This is a genomic window from Microcoleus sp. PH2017_34_RAT_O_A, from assembly GCF_020737885.1.
GTDB lineage: Bacteria > Cyanobacteriota > Cyanobacteriia > Cyanobacteriales > Microcoleaceae > Microcoleus.
On the sequence record NZ_JAEQDD010000033.1, the window covers coordinates 12,971 to 30,856 of the forward strand.

Below are 17,886 nucleotides of genomic sequence, written 5' to 3' on the forward strand. Positions count from 1 at the left end.
AAGCAAAGCTAAAAAATGATTTTATCCAAACTTCTCAAAGCACTTAAAATGCAAGTCAAACGAGTTGCGTGCATTTTACTTGCCTTAAATCTACTGATATTAAGCGGCTGTCAAAATATTCCCCAAAATAGCGATAAAATTAAACTCACATTGTGGCACGGCATCAATCCCCCGCCCAATCGCGACGTATTTAAAACCCTCACCGACAAATTCAACCAAACGCATCCCCACATCCAAGTAGAACAAATTTACATCGGCCAGCCCGACCAACAACTGCCAAAAATTCTTACCTCAATAGTAGGAAATGCACCGCCAGATTTGCTGTGGAATACTGCCACAATAGCCGGCAAACTAGCAGAACTGCAAGCAATTAAACCGCTAGAGAAATGGCTCGACAAATCCCCCATCAAAACTGAAATCGATCCCTCACTGTTCGAGTCAATGGAACTCGGCGGACACACTTGGTCAATTCCCCTCGCCACCAACAATACAGGAATATTTTACCGTCCCAGTTTGTTTGCAGCAGCAGGAATTAAAGAAGTGCCACAGAATTGGGAACAATTAAAGCAAACAGCCCGATCGCTCACACAGGACACCAACGGAGACGGACGAACAGATCGACACGGCATAGTGCTCCCCCTAGGCAAAGGAGAATGGACAGTATTCACCTGGCTGCCATTCATGTTCAGCGCAGGCGGCGAACTCGTGAGAGAAACATCTCAAACTCCCGTACCCCAAATAGACAACCCGGGTTCTCTCGCGGCCTTGGAATTGTGGAAGGACTTGTTAACAGAAGGTTCGGGAATACTGTCAGCACCCGAACGCGGTTACGAACTCGATAACTTCATCGCGGGTAAAGTCGCAATGCAAATCACCGGGCCGTGGACTCTAGCACAATTGCAGCAAAGCGCGATCGACTACGCAGTGATGCCTATACCCGCCCTCAAGCGCTCCGCCACTGTTGTTGGGGGTGAAAACCTATTTTTAATGAAAACCTCGCCAGAACGCGAAAAAGCAGCCCTTGAATTCTTAGAATACGTTCTTGGCGAAGAATTCCAAACAGCCTGGGCCTTGGGTACAGGTTACTTACCAATTAACTTAAAATCGAGAGAGAGCCGAACTTATCAAAGTTTTGTGAAAAAAAATCCTGTTTTGGGAGTATTTTTAGAACAAATGAACTCAGCCCGATCGCGCCCAATTATCTCTGGTTACTCTCGCCTGTCAGAAAACCTTGGCCGCGCCATAGAAGCAACTCTTCTCGGCCGCAACCCCCAAGACGCTCTTAAAGAAGCTCAAGACCGTTTGACATTAACCTTAGATATTGCAGTCAAGTGAGATTGGGCATTGGGCATTGGGCATTGGGCATTGGGCATTGGGCATTGGGCATTGGGCATTGGTCAGTAGTCATTGGTCATTGGTCATTGGTCATTGGTCATGTTTTGCGAACTTAATAACTCGCGAACCTTATTAGTCATTAGTCATGTTTTGCGAGCGTCCCCGCTCGCGAACGTTATTAGTCATTAGTCATTAGTCATTGGTAATTAATAAGACAAATGGCGATTACTTTACGAAATTCGACAATCGCTCTCTGGCAACAATCACAGAAAAATAGAAAATGTTTTTTTGATGTAAATTCTTTGTTTTCACTGTATTCGACGAAAGACTTGAAGGCTCGATTAACGGGAGCATCTCAGTTTTGCATTTAGATAGATAGTGAGAGCGTCCCCGCTCGCGTATCGTATAATACGCCAGCTCGCGACAGCTCGCACTATAAGAAAAAAATGCTTTTTACAAAAATGAGATGCTCCCCGATTAACGATTAACGATTAACTCGATTAATTAGTTGAAAATCTCATGAAAATCATTCCAACCTGCACTTACAATCAGAAACCGAGTTTCTTGCCCCGCACTTACCTGAAAGCTCAGATGTTGCGTGGGTGTTATCGGTTCGTTAGATATTATTGACCATGGTGCAAGATGTTAGAGTGAATAGAGTTGCGATCGCCCGACACGAACAGACACCCGCAGTCGCTCGGTCATAAATCTTTAGCGAAAACCAAAAATTAACAGACCGAATGCTTAGCCATCACAGATATATTGGCAAAAAACAGAGGCTCCCGAAATTTATGCCCAGATGCGATCGCACAGCAAAAAAAACCGAACCCTCAACGGCTCCACAAAAAATTATCTCAACAGGTTATTCCCTACCTACCACCCATGACCAAGAAGTTCACAGATGGTACCCGCCACGTGATTTATCCGTGGAATCAATCCCAAATCTAAAATCGAAAATCCTCTCTTCCCCCGAATTTATCCATGAGGTCGCCTCTAAAATCTAAAATCTAAAATCTAAAATCTAAAATCTAAAATCTAAAATCTAAAATCTAAAATCTAAAATCTAAAATCGATTGACCTACGATCGCCTAATAGAAAGATTTTTCCTACCCCGTGCCTGTCCCGTGCCACCTACTGATACCAAAACCAGCATCCACCTTTTCCCCAAACGACAATGCAGAAAAAGTTCCTTAACGCAATCAAAGGACATTCCTGGCGGTACTTCTTCGCAGTAGGGGCGATCGCCCTGATCTACTATTTGGCATCGCAATTCGCCATTGCCACTCTCACCCTGAGTTCAGAAATTTACCCCATGTGGCCAGCAGCAGGAATTGCTCAAGTCGCTCTGCTGCTGTTTGGGCGGCAACTGTGGCCGGGAATTGCGATCGGCGCCTTCCTGTTCATCATGAGCGCACCGGCGGCCAGCATCGGCACTGCTTTGATCTCAGCGGGCGCCAGAGCCTTGCAAGCGTGGACGGGAACTTATCTGCTACAGCGCATTAACTTTAGCGCCGGACTCGATCGACTCAAAGACGTTTTAGGAATAGTCGGACTAGCAGCCTTAGCATCTACCCTAATCAACTCCACCATCGGCAGCATCATCGTGTGCGTAAGTGGTTTCTCTAGCTGGAGCAATTTTGGCACGATTTGGGGTACTTGGTGGGTAGGAGACGCGATGGGAATTTTGCTCGTCGCCCCCCTGCTGCTGACGTGGCACAAATTACCCAAAAGCCCCACCCATCGCAAACAGATAGCTGAACGAGTGATTTGGCTGCTGCTGCTGCTAGCGATCGGCTGGCTCGTCTTCTGTTCCCGCACCCGCGCGGCCTACGCTCGCTATCCCCTAGAATACTTACCATTTCCCCTAGTAGTTTGGGCTGCCTTTCGATTCGGCCAGCGCTACACGGCCCTCGCCAACTTCATCCTCTGCGGCTTCGCCATCTGGGGCATCGCCCGAGGCAGCGGCCCCTTTCTCAAACACGCCAGCAGCATCCCCCAAGCACTGTTATCCCTGCAAGCCTTCATCGCCGTCATCGCCGTTACCGGCCTAGTCTTAGCCGCCACCGTCGCCGAACGCCACCAAGCAGAAGTCTCCCTGCGCGCCAGCGAAGCCAGCCTCGCCAACGCCCAGCGCATCGCCCAGCTAGGCAACTGGGACTTAGATCGCAACACGGAGCAATTGCGTTGGTCAGAAGAAATTTATCGCATCCTGGGAGAACGCCCGGGAACTTTCGATCCCAGCCTCGAAGCCTTCTTGAAATACGTGCATCCCGAAGATAGAGAATTGGTCAAAAGGTCGATCGAAGCTGCTATATTTCAGCAACAGCCTTACAGCATCGACTACAGGCTGCTACTACCCGACGGGAGGAGCCGCACAGTCTGCGAACAAGCCGCCATCAACTCCCTCTACATCACCAGCACCGTCCAAGACATCACAGATAGAAAGCGCGCCGAAGCCGCCCTGAATTCTTCAGAAGAAAGATTTTCCAAGGCTTTTCACGCTTCTCCTGTTGGGATCGGCATCTGCACCCTCACAGACGCCCGCTTCCTCGATGCCAACGACAGCTTTTTGCGATCCTTAGGCTGGTTGCGGGAGGAATGTATCGGCCGCACCCCCACCGATTTAGGAATGTGGGTCAATTCAGAAGACGAGCGACGGCTAGCCAACGTGTTGCGGGAAGAAAATTCGATCGGCAACCAAGAAATCAAAATTCGCACCAAAGCCGGCGAAGTGCGCGACTGGCTGATGTCAGGGGAACTCATCGACCTCGGCAGCACTCAGTGCGTTTTAATCATGACCAGCGACATCACCGAACGGTTGCGTTCCGAAGAATTCCGTCGCGCCGCATTAGCAGCCGAAACTGCCAATCGATCTAAAACCATCTTTCTCGCCAACATGAGTCACGAACTCAGAACCCCCCTCAATGCGATCATCGGCTACAGCGAGCTCCTGCAAGAAGATGCCCGAGACCTCGATGCCGAAGAGTTCATCGACGACCTCCAAAAAATTAACACTGCCGGCCAGCACTTGCTAGGGCTGATTAAAGATATTCTCGACTTCACTAAAATTGAAGCAGGTCACATCGACTTGCACATCGAAACCTTCACCATTTTAAATCTGGTGCAGGAAGTTGTCGGCACGATCGCGCCGATGGCAAACAAAAATAGCAATATCTTAGAAATACAATGCCCTGAGGATATTGGCTCGATGCAGAGCGACTTAACTAAACTCCGCCAGTCCTTGCTCAACCTCCTCAGTAATGCCTCGAAGTTTACTTCCTCGGGCGCGATTAGTTTCACCGTTACCCGCTGCGCCGAAACCCCCGCCGAGGCTGCCCAGAGACGCAAAAAACAAGGAGCCTATAGAGGACTTAACCCCTTAGAAAATAGCTCGTATTCCTGGTCTGCCTCTCAAGATTGGATTGTTTTTACAGTCAAAGATACTGGTATTGGCATGAGTTCCGAACAGTTAGTCAGAATCTTCGAGCCTTTCACCCAAGCCGATTCCTCAACTACTAAGAGGTTCGGTGGCACTGGTTTGGGGCTGACGATTACTAAGAAATTCTGCGAAATGATGGGCGGAGATATTACCGCTTCCAGCGAGTTGGAAAAAGGTTCTACTTTTACAATTCGGCTGCCAGCTATCATCAACTAAATTTTATTTTTCCCGGAAAAGTATGATCGATAAGAAATTTTGTGAGTTGTTGTTGGCTGCTGCCAATTTTATTAATGACACGCTCTCGCTCCCAAAACCCGGTTGCTTCACCTGAGTCGAGCAGTCAGTCGATTTGAGACTTGAAATTTGAGATTTACTCTACAGATGAATCTGGGAGCAGGAACAGGAGTATAAAATTTTGATCTCTCCACGACAGGAGTACCTCGGACTTTATCAGTTTTTGGTGGCTCAAAAAACCTAGTTCTGGCAGAAACCGAGGTTGTCAGCGTCAGTTCACTGTGATAATATGATACAATTTTTAAGTAGGTGGCAGACATTTAGAGCATGGGTTTGTTGACGATGTAATTTTTTTAGACTAAATATAACTTAGGGCGATTTAAAAGATTTTGGATAACGCAGATGACAGCTATGGTTCTCGATAGAACCTGTGATAGAGTTAGATTGCGTATTCTTCCAGTCACTAGATAGCTGCACATATATACTATTAATTAAAAATATATACTGTAAAAAGTTGCCTACAAAGCGCCAGAAATTATGCATCCCTACCTCCAGCGCCAACTCGAACAGCTCGGTTTAGCCGGCGAGTCTCCCCCTCCCACAGCCGAGCAGTGGCAGCTATTCTTAGAGCAGGTAAGTTGTAGCTACGACGGCGATCCCAGTCAGGAGCAACCCTTGGCACTAAAGGATTTTGCCTCTTCGCCCCCATCCCCTCAAGACTCTCCAACCGCTTCAGAATTCGATCGACTGCGATCGACCGTCAACAGTTTGGGGGTGGGATTGTGCATCCTTGACGGCAAGGGGTTGGTCATCTCGGTGAATCCAGCAGCCGAACGCTTGTTGGGCTGGCGAGAGTCGGAACTTGCAGGCATTTCGCTGCTAAATCGCATTGCCCCCCAGCAAAAGCAAGGCAAAAAATCCCCCGTTTTGAAGGCTCGGAAACAAAAAAACCACAAAAATGAAGATGGGGCGATCGCACATACACTATCTTTACAAGAGGCGATCGCCAACCGTCAACCTTGTAGCAATTGGGACTATGAGTTTCTATGTAGCGACGGGAAAATTTTACCAGTTTCCTATTTTTTCAATCCTGTAATTGAGGGTGGCGAAATATCAGTCTTGGTATTTTTTGAGCAGGGAGAACACCAGCAGCTCTCGATGCTGCAAGCCGTTTTGGACTCAACAGATGCGGGAATTATCGCGGTTGACACCAAAGGCAATGTATGCAATTACAATCAGAAATTTGTCGAGATGTGGGGTTTGTCTCACGCAGCAGGAAACTTGAGCCGATCGCCCGCAGGCAATAGTGAAAAAAACATCGCCACAGAATTCCCCTTCGCTAGGGAACAATTAAAAGACCCCCAAAGATTTCTCGAACGCGCGATGCAAGTGTCGGCCCAACCAGATGCGAAAATCAGCGACTTATTAGAATTTAAAGACGGAAGAGTTATCGAATTAAATTCACTGCCATCAAAAGTTGGAGCAAACACAGTTGGCAGAATATGGAGCTTTCGAGACGTTACCGATCGCCAAAAAATAGCACAATCTTTGCAGGAACGAGTAGAATTTGAGGCATTGATTGCTACTTTGTCAACCTATGCGATCGCTCTGCCCGGAGCGGACATAGATGAAGGGTTCGATCGCACTCTCCAAGCAATCGCCCAGTTCAGCCACTGCGACCGCAGTTACATATACTTGTTATCGGCAGACAAAACTCGCGCTCACAAAACCTACGAATGGTGCGCCGAGGGTGTTCCGACCCAAATTAAAGACCGCGCCCCCCAACAAATAGACATCGCCCAAATCCCTTGGATTGCAGAAAAGCTCGATCGCGCCGAATGCCTGCACATCAGAGAAATCCGCGAACTCCCGCCCCCAAATCAAGCCGAAATAGCTTGGTTGACAGGCAAAAATTTAGCAACATTCCTGACAAACTCCTCCTCGGAAACAGCAACCGCTTCCGCAGGTACGATCGCACATTCGGGCAAAACCAAATTAAACAAACCTCAAAAAAATCTGCGATCGCTAATCGTGATTCCCCTAATTTGCAGTGAAAACCTACTAGGATTTCTCGGATGCGACAGTTACAAACCTGCTGCGAGTCGATCGACCGAAATATCAACTCATCTAAAAATGGTAGGAGAAATGCTCGCCAATGTCCTAGAACGCCAACGCGCAGAAACAGCTTTGAGAGCAGCCGAAACCAAATACCGCAGCATCTTTGAAAACGCAGCCGAAGGCATCTTCCAGACAACCCCAGACGGACGTTACCTCACCGCCAACCCAGCACTAGCCGGGATTTACGGCTACGAAACAGTCGCCCAAATGGTCGGCGAACTAGCAAACATCAGCAGCCAACTTTACGTTGACTCCAACCGGCGCGCTGAGTTTATAGCCCAATTGGCCGCGCGCCACCAAGTATCAAAATTTGAATCCCAAATATACCGCCGGGACGGCAGCACGATCTGGATTTCCGAAAACGCCCGCAGCGTCTGCGACGAAAGCGGCAGCATTTTGTACTTTGAAGGCACTGTCACCGACATCACCCATCGCAAACTTGCAGAATCCGCCATGCAGTCGGCCCTAGAAGCAGCAGAATCCGCCAACAGGGCAAAAAGTACATTTCTCGCCAACATGAGCCACGAACTGCGGACGCCCCTGAATGCCATCATCGGCTACAGCGAAATGCTCCAAGAAGAAGCCGAAGACTCCGGCGATGAAACCTTCGTCCCAGACCTCGAAAAAATTCGCGGCGCAGGCAAACACCTGTTATCGATGATCGATGACATCCTAGATATCTCTAAAATTGAAGCAGGTCGAATGGATCTCTACTTAGAAAACTTCGACATTCATGCCTTGATTGAAAGTGCTGTGGAGACAGCGAAGCCGCTAGTGGAAAAAAACGGCAACACGGTAGAAGTCTACTGTCCAGAAAATCTCGATACGATGCACGCCGATATGACCAAAGTCCGGCAAGTGCTGCTGAACCTACTCAGCAACGCTGCGAAGTTCACCAAAAACGGGAAAATTGCGATCGGAGTTGAAAGAATTACCAATGAACAATTAAGAATGAAAAATCAAGAGGAATCTGCCCAAATTTTAATTTCTAACTCAGAATTTTTAAGTTTTCGCGTCACCGACACCGGCATCGGCATGACAAAAGATCAATTGCAGCGAGTTTTCCAACCTTTTACCCAAGCTGACGCCTCGACTACCAAGCAGTATGGCGGCACCGGTTTGGGACTAGCTATCAGCCAGCGCTTCTGCCAGATGATGGGCGGCAGCATTGAAGCAAGCAGCACGTTGGGCATAGGCACTACTTTCACCGTACTCTTGCCCAGCGCCATCAAAGAACCGGAAATCCCCAACAAAGTCGGCGACAGCACTAGGACTGCGGACGCACCTGCTGTCGGCACGGTGCTGGTAGTTGACGATGACCCCATCTCCCAGGATTTGATCGAGCGCGCCCTCGCTCGCCAAGGACTGCACATAGAAGTCGCAGGTAACGGCGAGGAAGCCCTCAGGCTCGCGAAGCAACTGCGGCCAGACGCCATTACCCTCGACGTGATCATGCCCGGAATGGACGGCTGGGCGGTGCTGTCGGCCCTCAAGGCAGATCCTGACCTTGCCGAGATTCCCGTAATCCTGCTATCCTTTGTTGGCAACAAAAGCCTCGGCTTTGCATTGGGCGCTTCGGACTACCTCACCAAACCAGTGGACGGCAAACGGCTGGTTGCTTTGTTGAACAAGTACCGACGCGACCAAGAAGGCGTTGCGGCTCACAGTTTGCCCTGTCAGATATTAGTTGTGGAAGATGACGATGCCACCCGCAAAATACTGCGGCGGATATTAGAAAAACAAGGCTGGGCTGTGGCGGAAGCTGACAGCGGACGCACTGCTCTCGAACAGCTAGAAGTCGATCGCCCGCAATTGATTTTGCTGGATTTGATGCTGCCAGAAATGGATGGTTTTGAGTTGATCGCCGAACTTCGCAAGTCGCATTCAGAAGATCCTATACCGATCGTCGTAATTACCGCCAAAGACCTGACGACCGCAGAAAGTCAGCAACTCAACGGCTATGTCGATCGGGTTCTGCAAAAGGGAGTCTACAGTTGCGATACTTTGCTGCGCGATGTTCGTTCTATAGTGAATGACAGGCTCGATCGCAGGTATGACTCGAAAGGCAAGGAGAACACCAATGGCTAAAATCCTGTTGGTCGAAGATAACGAAATGAACAGGGATATGCTGTCGAGGCGTCTGGCCCGCAAGGGACATGAGGTCTTTATTGCTGTGGACGGTGCTGAGGGAGTGTCGATGGCCCTCGACAAAGTACCGGATTTAATTCTGATGGATATGAGTCTACCAGTGCTCGACGGCTGGCAAGCAACCCAGCAAATTAAGGCAGCTCCTCAAACTAAAACGATCCCGGTGATTGCGCTAACGGCTCACGCAATGGCGGGCGATCGTGAAAAGTGTATCGCAGCCGGCTGCGACGACTACGACACCAAACCCGTGGAGTTTCCCCGACTTCTGGGTAAGATTGAATTGCTTCTGAAAGAGGCCATGACTTGAGAGTCCCCGCCGTAACACCGATCGGGATTCTTAAGACATTAAAGCCTCAGTAGACTTTGAGTCGGACTTAAGTACCAAATAGTTTGCTAAACTTATCCACAGTTAATTACCTAGACGAGGTTTAACCATGTTTGCCGTCAAACGAGCGCTCAAATTGAATAATAGGGAAGCGACCTTGATGGCGAAACACGCAGGATTTCGGCGCGTGGTATTTAACATGGGGTTAAGTTTGCGGACTCAAATGTACAGTGAGGGGAAACTTACAGACTCAAAGGTGATTAACGAAATTAAAAAAGTTCTCACTAATTACGTCAAAAAGCACCCTGAATTCGCTTGGATGAACCAATTGTCTAGCCGAGTTTACCAAAACGCTTTGATTGACTTGAAAGATGCTTTTAGCCGATATCGTTCTGGTTCTTCAGGTCATCCAAAATTCGCCAGTCGTGGAGACGGTCAATCTTTTACGGTTGATTCATCTAACGGCAAAGTTTTGTTAAACGCTGGCAACACTATTAAGATTCCTACTCTGGGAACTTTTCGGCTTTACGAAGCCCTAGATTGTAGTTTTATTTCTCAAACTTTCACGATTTCAAAAGAAGGGAATCGCTGGTTTGTTTCTATCTGCGTTGATGCAGAGCGTATCCCGGTTCAGCAGTCTGAAAGTTCTGTGGGAATCGATGTTGGTATCAAGTCATTTGCCACTCTGTCAAAAGGGCAGTTTTTTGATGCACCGAAGCCGTTAATAGCCCGTGCGAAAACAAAGCTTGCTACTTTACAGCGCCAAGCATCAAAGCAGGTAAAAGGCTCTCGAAATCAGCGTAAAACTTACAATAAGATTAGCCAGATTCATGCAAAGATAGCTCGTATTCGCCTAGATTTCCTTCACAAGTTAACAACTTATTTAGCTAAAACTTTTAAGTTAATTAAGATTGAAAATTTGAACGTCAAAGGAATGATGGCAAATCACAAGTTAGCGGGAGCAATATCTGACCTTGGTTTTTATGAGTTTAAACGTCAACTCGACTATAAATGTCAAATGTATGGAGCTAACTTGGTATTGGTAGACCAGTGGTTTCCTAGTACCAAAACTTGCTCAAATTGCGGCACAAAAAAAGATATGCCACTAAGCATACGGACTTTTGACTGTCCTGTTTGTGGCAGATATTTGGATCGCGATTGGAACGCCAGCATTAACATTTTAAATTGGGAACCCTCGGCTTGAGGGGGATAGCCTACTTATCTTGGGATAGCCGACTACCCAACAGCGTAGGAAGTAAACTCGTAATTGTATCTAAAGATGGCTTTAGATAGGTTTAGGTAAGTTTTATGAAGCAGGCAAGCAATGGCTAAAATCCTGTTGGTAGAAGATAACGAAATGAACAGGGATATGCTGTCGAGGCGCCTCGCCCGCAAAGGGTATGAGGTGTCGATTGCTGTTGATGGCGCGGAGGGGGTATCGATGGCGAAGACAAAAGTACCGGATTTGATTTTGATGGATATGAGCCTGCCGGTGCTCGACGGATGGCGAGCAACCCAGCAAATTAAAGCGGATCCCGAAACTAAAATGATTCCGGTGATTGCGCTGACGGCTAACGCTATGGCGGGCGATCGTGAAAAGTGTTTGGCGGCAGGCTGCGACGATTACGACACCAAACCTGTGGAATTTCCGCGACTTTTGAGTAAAATCGAAATGCTTCTGAAAGAGGCCATGCAATGAAAACTGACGACGGCAGCGTCCTGGTTGTTGACGATAATGAGGTAAACCGCGATTTGCTGGCCCGCCGACTTCAGCGTCAAGGCCACGCGGTGACTGTTGCTGAAGATGGTCTCCAAGCTATGGCACTGATGCGTAGTGAGCCTTTTGATTTGGTACTCCTGGACATTATGATGCCACAAATGAACGGCTATCAAGTTCTGGAACATCTGAAAGCAGACGAGCAGTTGCGCCACATCCCAGTGATTATGATTTCGGCGGTGGACGATATCGACAGTATTGTCCGCTGTATTGAATTAGGGGCGGAGGATTATCTTTCTAAACCTTTCAATCCAGTTTTGCTCAAGGCTCGGATTAGTGCGTGTCTGGAAAAGAAGCGGCTGCGGGATAAGGAACAAACTTATCTGCGGGAGTTGGCCGAGGAAAAGGAAAAGTCCGAGCGTTTGCTACTGAATATTTTGCCAGGCCCGATCGCCCAACGCCTCAAAGAAGGAGAAAATACGATCGCCGACAGTTTCGCGGAAGTTACTGTCATGTTTGCCGATTTGGTTGGTTTTACCAAGCTTTCGGCTCATTTGTCGCCAGCGGAGTTAGTGGAATTGCTCAACGAGATTTTTTCAGCTTTTGACGAGTTGGCCGATCGCTACGGACTTGAGAAAATTAAGACGATCGGCGATGCTTATATGGTGGTTGGCGGTTTGCCAAAAGTAAGCGACAACCACGCCGAGAGCATTGCAGAAATGGCGATCGACATTCTAGGAGCAATGGCTCAAATCCGCACCAAGGGAGGACAGCCGCTCAGCATCCGCATCGGCATCCACACGGGCCCCGTAGAAGCCGGAGTCATCGGCACTAAAAAATTTACTTACGATTTGTGGGGAGACACAGTAAATACAGCTTCCCGCATGGAATCTCAAGGCATTCCCGGCGGCATTCAGGTGACAGTTGCTACCTACGAGCGCCTGCGGAATAAATATGTTTTTGAGGAGCGCGGCGTGATTTCGGTGAAAGGAAAAGGCGATATGATGACTTATCTGCTTGTGGCCCGAAAAGGTGCATAATTGACAGTTGTCAGTTGGCAGTTGGCAGTTAACTATTACCAATTACCAATTACCAATTACCAATTACCAATTACCAATTACCAATTACCAATTACCAATTACCCAATTACTAAATTGAAAAATGAACGTAAATTCTAACCTTTTAATGTATGCCCAATGGGCAGGAATTCTAACAGTAGCCTTGTTTGTTTTAACCATCGTAGCATTTATCTTGAAATGGGGTTTTCGCTTCCGATTGGTAGGAGTGAGCAGCTTTATGGCCGTCATTGCTGCGAGTATATTCGGTCTCGGTTTAGGACTGTTTTCGCGCACAGAAATTCCCGGTGCAGTGCGCTATTCTTTAGTTTACGATACTGGCGGCGCCCAAACTGTAGTTACCGTGCCACCTTCAATTACTGAATCCGAGTTAGAAGCAACAATGCAGCAAGTGGCTGCTGATTTGTACTCTCCAGGGCGATCGGGAAGCGGAAGAGATTACATGACAATCCGCGTTCGGACGGTGGTACATCCTGAGCCTGGTCTGTCTCAGCCGCTGTTTTTGGGTGAGGTGCGACGATCGCTCGCGACGAGATATGATGACAAAATGGCGATCGACATCTACCCCGAAAAAGTCGCTATTCTGAAAAAGTATCAAGCCTAAAAATCAATTATTCGGCGAGTGAAACCGCTTCTACAAAAACAAAGTCCGCCTGCGCGGACTAAGATTCAGTTCAGAAACCGGGTTTTTAGGAAAAGACTTTATTGTAGCCGATAGATTCTATAAAAACCCGGTTTCTTTGGTCGAAGTGGGTAACTCCCGATCGCATACTAGATGGTTATCAAAAAAGGATATAATTATGACTCAAGATTCCGAAAAATTACTAACAAACCTCTTCAATGCTTGCAATCCATACGAGCCTTTATCGGCAGGCGATCCGCGATATGTTAACTGTGGGGAAGTCTGAGGAGATGACAATATTACCGTAGACTTAGGTCTCAATATTCAGCGTTCCCAAGAGATGACTTGTCAGTTGTATGCCGGACATTTTGGTGCAGGAAAATCAACCGAATTACGAAGACTAGAACAGTATTTGCAAGAACAAGGTTATTTTGTAGTTTATTTCGCCGCTGAGGAACAAGATATCAATACCGAAGATACGGAATATACAGATATTTTGCTGGCTTGTACCAGACATTTATTAGAAGCAATTAAAGATGCGGACTCAAAACCTTTACTCGATTGGATGAAAAACCGCTGGAACGATTTAAAAGATTTAGCCTTGACAGAAGTATCTTTTGAAACATTGAGCTTAGAAATGCAAATTGCTCAGTTTGCCAAACTGACGGCGAATGTGAGAACCGAACCTAGTCTGCGCCAAAAAATTAGAGAAAAAGTTAATCCTCACACTACCACGCTGATTGAGGCGCTGAATCAGTTTATTCGGAATGCTAAAAAAAGGTTGCCCGACAAATATTCGCAATTGGCAATAATTGCCGATAATTTAGATAAGATCGTGCAGTTTTCTAAAGACGGAGGGGAACGCAGCAATCTCGACGAAATTTTTTTAGACCGCAGCGAACAACTCAAAGCTTTAGATTGTCACATCGTTTATACAGTACCAATTTCGATGGTGCATTCCAATCGCGCGGCCGATCTGAGCAATAACTATAATAACGCTCCGCAAGTGCTGCCGATGATTATGGTAAACAATCCCAGCGGTGAAGTTAATCAAGCGGGACTTGCTAAAATGAAACAGGTGATTGAGAAACGGGTGAAACAAGTCGAACCCAATTTATCTCTAGAATTGGAAACACAATGGTTTGAAAACAGAGAAACACTAGAAAAGCTGTGTTTGATGAGTGGGGGACACGTCAGGAATTTGCTGTCGATGTTGCAAGAAGCTATAAATCGTACCCAAGATTTGCCAATTACTGCAAAAGCAGCGCAAAGGGCAATTACGAACTTGCGGAATATTTATAGAAGAACCGTTAATAAAGAAGAATGGTCAATTTTAGCGAAAGTATCTGTCTCTCACCGGATACTTAATGACAAACAGCACCGCGATTTGCTATTTAACCGCTGTATTTTGGAATATCGATACTATGATGAAGAAGAAGAAATGCAGAATTGGTATAACGTTCACCCGCTAATTAAAGGCATTCTGGAATTTAAGGAAGCAGTTGCACAACTTGAGCCATGACATCGGAAATCATTGATTGGGACGAAGATTTGCCACCAGCAACACCGGAGGAAGAATATGAATCTCTGGTACGCACTCTCAGACGGACAAATGGTTTCCGGTTGTTGTTTGTGGAGTGTGTGCCGTCGGAGGGGAAACGATTGATTGCGAAAGTTCAAACAGATTTCCCTCGGAAAAAGGTTGAGGTGTTGCCGCTGAATGAGTCGGTTTATAATTTTTATAATTTAATTGAAGAGTTGCCAAAGCGAGATGAAATTAATATTTTGTTTGTGACAGGCTTAGAATATTCGTTTGATGAATACGAACGAGAAAAAAGGGCGATCGGATGGGAAAGCAAGGATATTTATTCTTACAGTTGGCGGGGAGTGCCACCTGTTTTAATGAATATTAACCAGCAGCGAGAGCGTTTTCTAGATAATTTTAAAATTTGTTTTGTTTTTCTTTTGCCTAAGTTCGGTATTGAATATTTTATTCATCGCGCGCCGGACTTTTTTGATTGGCGATCGAGCTTATTTAAGTTTTCGATGGATCAGGAAAGCTTGCAAGCCGAATCAATGCAAGCTTGTTGGGAAAGATGGCAGTTAGAAGAATATCTAGCTTTGACTCCCGAAGCGCGGAAACGGGAATTGGTGAGGCTTCAAGGTTTAATTGATGAGGATGGGCAAACATCAGAACAAAAAGCTAAGTTGTTTTTTGAACAAGCTTTATTGTATCGCTCGGCTGAAGATTATGCAAAGGCGATCGCCTCCTACGACAAAGCCTTAGAATTCAAACCAGATGACCACGCAGCCTGGTACAATCGGGGCATTGCACTGGGTAATTTAGGCAGGCTTGAAGATGCGATCGCCTCCTACGACAAAGCCTTAGAAATCAAACCAGATAAACACGATGCCTGGAACAATCGGGGCATTGCACTGCGTAATTTAGGCAGGCTAGAAGATGCGATCGCCTCCTACGACAAAGCCTTAGAATTCAAACCAGATGACACATCTGCATTTTATAATAAAGCTTGCTGCTATGCGTTGCACAGTCAGATTGACCAAGCTATTCAGAATTTGCAGCAAGCTATCAATCTGAATCCTGATGAATGGCGAGAAATGGCAAAAACTGACTCGGATTTTGACAGTATGCGATCTGATGTTCGGTTTCAAGCCTTGATTCAAGGATAGGGATTAGCCGTTGGGTGGGGGCGGGTTTATGAGATTGTTAGTTATTGGCAGAAATTGTTGGTGAACCCGCCCCTACAGCATCACAAACACTTTATGATAGATTAATAGCGAGGTAAAAGATGACTCAACTAAATGTAACTGTAACTAATGACAGATTTCCCGAACTCATCGCCCGCGTTGAGGATACTGGAGAACGAATTGTCATAGAACAGGAAGGAAGGGCGATCGCTGCTATTATTACTTATGCCGATCTGAAGCGGCTAGAAGCATTAGAAGCCGCCCTGATTGACAAAGCAAAACTACAAGAATATGAATGGCTAAAAGCTGCGATCGCAAATCCAGCCTTTGATTCTCTGAGAGACTCAGCGGAAGATATCTACACTTTAGCTGATGGCTTGCCATTCCACGACTCAGAATGGATTAAAACAGCGATCGATCCTAATTTTGGTTCGATTCTCGACCCCCAAGAAGACATTTATACTATAGCTGACGGTAAACCATATCTAGCTTAAATATCTCCCTTATTTCTTAGTCCGCGTAGGCGGACTTGGTTTGTATAGACGCGGTTTCAACCGCCGGGTCATCTGCCGTGTCCTGATTTCGGGTTATATTAACTCCGATGCAACGGAATTGATATAACGAATAAATACTCAGAAACCTGGTTTGTTTGCAAAATCGGGTTTCTGCCGATCGCCATTACTTACTCTGTCAACCTAATTCTGTCATCTTCATCGCCCTTTCCACTCTTCTACGCAATTCCCGAAAAATTTTAGTAAAAATCCATACATCCAAATCAACACCGAAGACAAAATTACTTAGAATTCAACGATAAAAAATTGCAAAAGTTCTCCAATTTAGGTAAGATTGTCAACAATAACAAAATTAAGGTACAATCGCCACCATTAGATGGCAGATGGCGAAAAACATCGCATATAAAAGAAAAAACGACAATTTTACATACTGAGGTGAAAACCCTTGCAAAAGTTAGCTAACAGAGAAAAAGCGATCGAATCTGGAGAACAATCCATATCACCCAACGCCCAAAACGCTCAAACGTTCTACGATCGCGGAAACGCCCTAGAATCAATGGGACGCTTGTCCGCAGCGCTCGAATCTTGGTCTAAGGCGATCGAACTCGAACCAAAATTTCACGAAGCTTGGTACAACAAAGGCGTAGCCTTCAGAAAGTTGGGACAGCTACCCGAAGCAATCTCCGCTTACAACAAATCTTTAAAAATTCAACCAAAAAATGCAGAAGCGTGGTACAATCGCGCGAACGTGTTGCGGAAGCTAAACAGACTCTCAGAAGCGATCGCTTCCTACGAACAGGCGATCGAACTCAAGCCAGACTATCACGAAGCTTGGACGAACCGCGGCAACACCCTCGTCAACTTAGAAAAATTCTCAGAAGCCCTCGCATCCTATGACAAGGCGATCGCCATTCAAGCAGACTACTCGGAAGCTTGGTACAACAAGGCATTTGCGCTGAAACACTCCGGGCAAAATGCAGCCGCGATCGCTTCCTACGACAAAGCGATCGAACTAAAACCAGACTTGCATCAAGCTTGGTACAACCGCGGCTTAGCCCTAGCCGAGGAAAAACTCTACGCCGAAGCCGTTGCTTCCTACGACAAAACTCTGCAACTGCGCCCGAATTCCCCGGAAGTCTGGAACAAACGCGGCACGGCGATCGCCCAAATGGGACAATTTGAAAACGCGATCGCATCCTGGGACAAAGCGATCGAACTCAAGCCAGATGACAGCGAAACCTGGTACAACCGCGGCTTAGCTTTAGTAAACTTAAAACGCTTTCAAGAAGCAATCGCTTCCTGGGACAAAACCTTAGAGTTGCAGCCCAACAACATCGAAGCCTGGTACAACCGCGCTGTCGCCCTCAAAAAAATCGAACGCTTTACCGAAGCGATCGCTTCCTACGATCGCATTATCGCCATTACACCCGACGATCCAAATCTTTACTATCAAAAAGCCTGCGTCTACGCCCTAGAAAAAGCAGCAGGCGATCGCAAAAACAGCCCCAAAGCTGTAGAAACCAGCATTCAGAAAGCGATCCAAAACTTATCAAAGGCGATCGAACTAAATCCGGAAAAATACAGGAAACTATGCCAGAATGACTCTAAATTGCGTACAATACGGGAACAGGTGCGGTTTTTAGCTTGATTT

The 17,886-nt window shown here is 46.7% G+C and carries 13 protein-coding genes; all 13 read left to right on the top strand.

From position 1 onward, the window contains the following. The first annotated feature begins 15 nt into the window (after nucleotides 1-15). The 13 genes from JGK11_RS13315 to JGK11_RS13375 all read left to right on the top strand — a co-directional run bounded on the left by JGK11_RS13315 (nucleotide 16) and on the right by JGK11_RS13375 (nucleotide 17,883). On the top strand, nucleotides 16-1,335 hold the full coding sequence (locus JGK11_RS13315) for an ABC transporter substrate-binding protein (RefSeq protein WP_293212005.1): 1,320 nt from the start codon (nucleotides 16-18) through the stop codon (nucleotides 1,333-1,335). A gap of 1,174 nt (nucleotides 1,336-2,509) precedes the next feature. Then, entirely contained in the window at nucleotides 2,510-4,990 is a 2,481-nt protein-coding gene (locus JGK11_RS13320) for an MASE1 domain-containing protein (RefSeq protein WP_293212007.1), read from the top strand. 555 nt (nucleotides 4,991-5,545) lie between these two features. Next, nucleotides 5,546-9,214 (top strand): response regulator, encoded by a 3,669-nt coding sequence (locus tag JGK11_RS13325; protein ID WP_293212009.1) that lies wholly within the window; start codon nucleotides 5,546-5,548, stop codon nucleotides 9,212-9,214. After that, nucleotides 9,207-9,581: a response regulator gene (locus JGK11_RS13330; protein WP_293151805.1), complete on the top strand. Its 375-nt coding sequence runs from the start codon at nucleotides 9,207-9,209 to the stop codon at nucleotides 9,579-9,581. The genes JGK11_RS13325 and JGK11_RS13330 overlap by 8 nt, the downstream gene beginning before the upstream one ends. A 127-nt stretch (nucleotides 9,582-9,708) precedes the next feature. After that, nucleotides 9,709-10,803 carry an RNA-guided endonuclease TnpB family protein gene (locus JGK11_RS13335; protein ID WP_293212011.1) on the top strand — a complete coding sequence of 365 codons (1,095 nt, stop codon included), beginning with the start codon at nucleotides 9,709-9,711 and terminating at the stop codon, nucleotides 10,801-10,803. A gap of 120 nt (nucleotides 10,804-10,923) precedes the next feature. Continuing rightward, complete coding sequence (locus JGK11_RS13340; protein WP_293151691.1) at nucleotides 10,924-11,298, top strand: response regulator; 375 nt, start codon at nucleotides 10,924-10,926, stop codon at nucleotides 11,296-11,298. Continuing rightward, nucleotides 11,295-12,356 (top strand): adenylate/guanylate cyclase domain-containing protein, encoded by a 1,062-nt coding sequence (locus JGK11_RS13345; RefSeq protein WP_293184199.1) that lies wholly within the window; start codon nucleotides 11,295-11,297, stop codon nucleotides 12,354-12,356. Before JGK11_RS13340 ends, JGK11_RS13345 begins: the two co-directional genes overlap by 4 nt. Next, nucleotides 12,357-12,494 carry a hypothetical protein gene (locus JGK11_RS13350; RefSeq protein ID WP_293184201.1) on the top strand — a complete coding sequence of 46 codons (138 nt, stop codon included), beginning with the start codon at nucleotides 12,357-12,359 and terminating at the stop codon, nucleotides 12,492-12,494. Continuing rightward, nucleotides 12,478-12,996, top strand: a complete 519-nt coding sequence (locus tag JGK11_RS13355; protein ID WP_293184203.1) for a Ycf51 family protein — start codon at nucleotides 12,478-12,480, stop codon at nucleotides 12,994-12,996. The genes JGK11_RS13350 and JGK11_RS13355 overlap by 17 nt, the downstream gene beginning before the upstream one ends. A gap of 358 nt (nucleotides 12,997-13,354) precedes the next feature. Beyond that, nucleotides 13,355-14,536, top strand: a complete 1,182-nt coding sequence (locus tag JGK11_RS13360) for an ATP-binding protein (RefSeq protein WP_366053703.1) — start codon at nucleotides 13,355-13,357, stop codon at nucleotides 14,534-14,536. After that, nucleotides 14,533-15,705: a tetratricopeptide repeat protein gene (locus JGK11_RS13365; RefSeq protein WP_293212013.1), complete on the top strand. Its 1,173-nt coding sequence runs from the start codon at nucleotides 14,533-14,535 to the stop codon at nucleotides 15,703-15,705. The genes JGK11_RS13360 and JGK11_RS13365 overlap by 4 nt, the downstream gene beginning before the upstream one ends. A 119-nt stretch (nucleotides 15,706-15,824) precedes the next feature. Continuing rightward, nucleotides 15,825-16,217 carry a type II toxin-antitoxin system Phd/YefM family antitoxin gene (locus JGK11_RS13370; protein WP_293192454.1) on the top strand — a complete coding sequence of 131 codons (393 nt, stop codon included), beginning with the start codon at nucleotides 15,825-15,827 and terminating at the stop codon, nucleotides 16,215-16,217. A 463-nt stretch (nucleotides 16,218-16,680) separates the two neighbouring features. Further along, nucleotides 16,681-17,883 carry a tetratricopeptide repeat protein gene (locus JGK11_RS13375; protein ID WP_293184213.1) on the top strand — a complete coding sequence of 401 codons (1,203 nt, stop codon included), beginning with the start codon at nucleotides 16,681-16,683 and terminating at the stop codon, nucleotides 17,881-17,883. The last annotated feature ends 3 nt before the right edge of the window (nucleotides 17,884-17,886 follow it).

Coding starts and splice junctions, on each gene's coding strand:
- JGK11_RS13370 (WP_293192454.1), top strand. CDS start 15,825: ATGACTCAACTAAATGTAACTGTAACTAATGACAGATTTCCCGAACTC.
- JGK11_RS13335 (WP_293212011.1), top strand. CDS start 9,709: ATGTTTGCCGTCAAACGAGCGCTCAAATTGAATAATAGGGAAGCGACC.
- JGK11_RS13340 (WP_293151691.1), top strand. CDS start 10,924: ATGGCTAAAATCCTGTTGGTAGAAGATAACGAAATGAACAGGGATATG.
- JGK11_RS13360 (WP_366053703.1), top strand. CDS start 13,355: ATGACTTGTCAGTTGTATGCCGGACATTTTGGTGCAGGAAAATCAACC.
- JGK11_RS13330 (WP_293151805.1), top strand. CDS start 9,207: ATGGCTAAAATCCTGTTGGTCGAAGATAACGAAATGAACAGGGATATG.
- JGK11_RS13320 (WP_293212007.1), top strand. CDS start 2,510: ATGCAGAAAAAGTTCCTTAACGCAATCAAAGGACATTCCTGGCGGTAC.
- JGK11_RS13365 (WP_293212013.1), top strand. CDS start 14,533: ATGACATCGGAAATCATTGATTGGGACGAAGATTTGCCACCAGCAACA.
- JGK11_RS13325 (WP_293212009.1), top strand. CDS start 5,546: ATGCATCCCTACCTCCAGCGCCAACTCGAACAGCTCGGTTTAGCCGGC.
- JGK11_RS13355 (WP_293184203.1), top strand. CDS start 12,478: ATGAACGTAAATTCTAACCTTTTAATGTATGCCCAATGGGCAGGAATT.
- JGK11_RS13315 (WP_293212005.1), top strand. CDS start 16: ATGATTTTATCCAAACTTCTCAAAGCACTTAAAATGCAAGTCAAACGA.
- JGK11_RS13345 (WP_293184199.1), top strand. CDS start 11,295: ATGAAAACTGACGACGGCAGCGTCCTGGTTGTTGACGATAATGAGGTA.